This window comes from Mesorhizobium sp. M7A.F.Ca.CA.002.04.1.1, assembly GCF_004022805.1.
In the GTDB taxonomy this organism is placed as follows: domain Bacteria; phylum Pseudomonadota; class Alphaproteobacteria; order Rhizobiales; family Rhizobiaceae; genus Mesorhizobium; species Mesorhizobium ciceri.
In genome coordinates this window covers 1-4,274 of the sequence record NZ_RZPL01000515.1, presented here as the reverse complement: position 1 = coordinate 4,274, position 4,274 = coordinate 1, and the positions used below count along the sequence as shown (strand labels likewise).

Below are 4,274 nucleotides of genomic sequence, written 5' to 3'. Positions count from 1 at the left end.
CACCTTCGATGCGGGGGCCCTCGATGATGCCGGGCAGGATGGCGTTGACCCTGATGGCGTGCGGCCCGAGCTCTTTGGCCAAGCTTTGCGTGAAACCGATGACACCGAACTTGGCCGCCGAATAGGGTGTGCGGAAGGCGTAGCCATGGCGGCCGGCGGCCGACGACATCGAGACGATCGAACCGCCGCCCGCCGCCTTGATCAGCGGCACCGCGCGCCGGGCGCACAGGAACTGGCCGGTCAGGCAGATGTCGATGCAGCGCCGCCAGTCCGCCGGATCGATCTCGTCGACACCGCCGGTCGGCCCGGCAATGCCGGCATTGTTGATCAGCGCATCGAGCCCGCCGAGTTTTTTCTCGACCGCCTCGAACAGACGGTCGACGTCCTCGTCGCGCGAGACGTCGGCCTTGACCGCCGCGACCAGGTCGATCTTGCTGGGAGCAGCGGCCAGCGCCTCGTCGGAAACGTCGCAGACGACGATGCGGGCGCCGAGGCGTGACAGCGTGTCGGCTATGGCAAACCCGATGCCGCCTGCGCCCGCCGTCACCAGCACGCGCTGGCCTTTCAGCCCGGTCAAAAATTCGTCCGCCGATGCCGGCGCCCTTGTGCTCATGGTCATGTCCTTCTCATTGCAGCCGCCGTTCGCGCAGCGCCATGACGGCGCCCAGAACGACCAGTCCGTAAAGAATTGCCCTCGTGGCATAGGGAAGCGTGGTGCCGGCGAGCAGCATCTGCAGTGCCGTCAGCAACAACACGCCGCCGAGCATGCCGAGATAGTGGCCGCGCCCGCCGGTGATCAGCGCGCCGCCGACCACCACCACGGCGATCGACGGCAATAGATAGTCGTCGCCCATGCCGAGGCTCGCCTGACCCGAAAAGCCGGTCAGCATGACGCCGACAACAGCCGCGCAGACGGCCGAAAGCATGTAGACCAGGATCAGCGTGCGCTCGACGCCGATGCCCGACAAGCGCGCCGCGCGCAGCCCGTTGCCGATGCCGTAGACGCGCCTTCCGAACGGGGTGCGGCCAAGCAGGAGTACCGCTGCGACGACAAAGACGACCATCAGCAGCACGATTGGAGTCAGCAGGCCGGCGAGCTTGGCCGTCATGACCCAGCGCAGCATCGGCGAGGAAAACCCGGCCGGCGTTCCCTGCGAATAGAGCAGCGCACAGCCTTGCAGAATGCCGTTGGTGGCGAGCGTCATGACGATCGGCGAGATGCCGAGATAGACGATGCCGAAACCATTGGCGAAGCCGATGGCGCAGGCCATCACCAGGACGACCGGCAAGGCGTAGACAAGGGCGGCGTCGGAGCCGTTGACCATGCCCGCCAGGATGATGCCGGAGATGCCGATCGTCCACGGCACGGAGAGATCGAGGCCTCCGGTCAGGATGACGGTTCCCTGTCCGAGCGCCAGGACGGCTAGGAAGGAGGATAGCACCAGCAGCGAATTCCAATAGCCCGGATTGAGGATGGCGCGGCCGAGCCAGATCTGGGTGACAAGCACGATGAGCAGCAGGCAGACATAGGCCGGCAGCGCATAGCGCAGCGTTTCCGCATTGCGCAGATGGAAGGCAGGGCGCGGCGATGCCGGACTGCGCTGGGCATGGGCTGGCTCGGCGATCTTGAGACGCCGGTCCACGCGCTCGAGTTGCGAGGGCAATATGCCGGCGCGCCAGGCGGCGAGCCGGGCACGCGCGGCGCGCAGTTGCACGGCAAGCACCGATGCATGCGAGATCGAGCCGGCAAGTGCCGCCAGTACCAGAATGGTGCCTTCGGCGATGGTCGCATAATAGGCCGATACGTTGAGCACCAGCAGGATGTTCACCACGATCATCAGGATAAAGGCGCCGAAGACAGAGCCCACCGGGCCGCCCTGCCCGCCACCGAGGCGCGTGCCGCCGACGACGACCGCCGCGAACATCGACAAGAGCAGCGGATTGCCGACCAGCGGATCGCCGCTGCCGGTCTGGGCGCTGATGAACACGCCGGCAAGGCCATAGCAGCCGCCGGCGATGACATAGACGGCAAAGCGCACCAGAACGACATTGATGCCGACGGAAGCGGCCGACTCCGGATCGCTGCCAAGCGCGTAGAGTGCTGTGCCGAAGCGGGTTCCCTTCAGCCAGAACCAGGCGAGCAGGACGACACCGATCACCACCAGCGGCATCGGCAGCCAGCCGGCGATCGCGTCGCCGAGATAGAAGGTGCCGAGATCGGGCGACACGAAGCCGCCGGGCTTGTCCATCACCAGCAGCGTGACACCTTGCAGGATGAACATGGTGGACAGCGTCACCACGATCGGCTGCATGCGCAGCACCGCGATGAAGAAGCCGTTGAAGGCGCCCACCGCCATGCCGACGCCGATGCCGACGGTGGTCCACAGGAGGATGCTTGCGCCTGGCGCCATCGGATCCATGCTCGATGCCAGCACGGCATTGACCAGCGATATCACCGCGCCGGCGGACAGGTCGAAGCCGCCCGACAGGATCACGATCGTCTGGCCGATCGCCGCGAGCGCCGAGGTGGCGCCGCCGCTCGACAGGAACGACACATCGAAATAGGTCAGCGGCCCAGCGCTGATCCAGTCGACGACGAAGAGCAGGATCGCCAGGACGGCCGCGGCGATCAGCGCGCCGCGATTGCGCACCAGCGCACGGCGCAGTCCGAAGCCGCCGGGAACAGGGGATGAGGCTGCTGCGCTGCTCATGCGGCGGCTTCCCCGGCATGGCCGAGCGCCGGGCGCATGATGGCCGGTTCGGTGATAGCGTCGCCTTCGAGTTCGGCGGCGATGCGCCCGTCATAGAGGACCAGCACCCTGTCGCATTGGTGAACGAGTTCGGGGATCTCCGTCGAGTGCAGCAGGATCGAACCGCCCGAAGCCACGTAGTTTCGCATCATCACATAAAGCTCGTGCTTGGTGCCAACGTCGATGCCTCGGGTGGGATCGAACAACAGCAGGATGCGGCTCTGCGCCACCAGCCACTTGGCGATGGCGATCTTCTGCTGGTTGCCGCCGGAAAACGCACCGGCCCGCGTCCACAGCGCGCGGCGGTCGACCTCGACAGTGGCGAATGCCGCCTCGACGGAGCGGGTCTCGGCTTGCGCGTCGACAAGGCCTAGCCGTGTGAAGCGCGATATCACCGGCAGCGTGGCGTTCTGGCTGCCCGACAATTTCAGGAACAGGCCTTCGGATTTGCGGTCTTCCGGCACCAGGCCGATGGCCATGTTGGGGCGCAAGGCATCGGCCGGCGAACCGAGCCAGACCTTGCGGCCGTCGACGAGGATGTGGCCGCGCTCGATCTCGGCCATGCCAAAGCAGGCCAGGAACAGGTCCTGCTGGCCCATGCCTTGCAACCCGGCGACGCCGAGGATTTCGCCCTTGCGCAGATCGAAGCCGGCGCCGTCGAGCTTGCGTCCGACCTTGAGGTCGCGCACGCCCAGAACCGGCGGACCGAAGGCCTGGGCGCTGTCCGGCTTGGGCGGAAAGGTCTGCTCGATGCTGCGGCCGATGATCTTTTCGATGACGTCGGCATCCGAGACATCGGCGACCGGCGCGGTGACGATGTGGCGGCCGTTTCTCAGGATCGTCAGCGTGTCGCAAAAAGCGCGGACCTCGCGCATGCGGTGGGTGATGAAGACGATGGTGGTACCCGCCGTCTTCAGCCTGGCGATGATGTCGCCCAGCCAGTCGACGTCGCGTCCGGCGAGCGTCGAGGTCGGTTCGTCGAGCAAAAGGATGCGCGGCTTGCGGTAGACGGCGCGCGCGATCTCGATCTTCTGGCGCACCGAAAGCTCGAGCTCGCTCACCTCGGCATCGAGATCGACGGAAAAACCGAGATCTTCGATATGGCGGCGGACGGCCTTGCGGGCGGCACCGCGGCGGATCAGGCCGGAGATGCCGACGGGGGCGTAAGGCAGCAGCATGTTGTCGAGCACGGAGAGATCGCGCACCAGGGTCATCTCCTGGAATGCTGTCTGCATGCCGAGCGCATGTGCTGCGCGCGGTGCGCCGTAAGCGATCTCCTTGCCGAAGACACGGACATGGCCTTGGCTCGGCCGGACCAGCCCGGACAGCAGCTTCACCAGTGTCGACTTGCCGGCTCCGTTTTCACCGAGCAGGGCATGGACGCTGCCGGGCGCGATCGCAAACGACACGCCGTCCAGCGCGACGGTCGGGCCGAACGCCTTGCTGATGCCGTCGATCTCGACGGCGGGGAGCTCGGAGTGTTCTGTCATTGTCCTCGATCGCCGGCTTGGCATGGATTGACGA

The 4,274-nt window shown here is 66.3% G+C and carries 3 protein-coding genes; all 3 read right to left on the bottom strand.

Annotated features, from left to right (window positions below):
- Nucleotides 1-613: SDR family oxidoreductase (locus ENZ75_RS23075; protein WP_164887947.1), on the bottom strand; the 613-nt coding region annotated here is incomplete at its 3' end.
- 13 nt (nucleotides 614-626) lie between these two features.
- Entirely contained in the window at nucleotides 627-2,711 is a 2,085-nt protein-coding gene (locus ENZ75_RS23070; RefSeq protein ID WP_063167525.1) for an ABC transporter permease, read from the bottom strand.
- Entirely contained in the window at nucleotides 2,708-4,240 is a 1,533-nt protein-coding gene (locus tag ENZ75_RS23065; protein ID WP_063167524.1) for a sugar ABC transporter ATP-binding protein, read from the bottom strand. The genes ENZ75_RS23070 and ENZ75_RS23065 overlap by 4 nt, the downstream gene beginning before the upstream one ends.
- Between the last annotated feature and the right edge of the window lie 34 nt (nucleotides 4,241-4,274).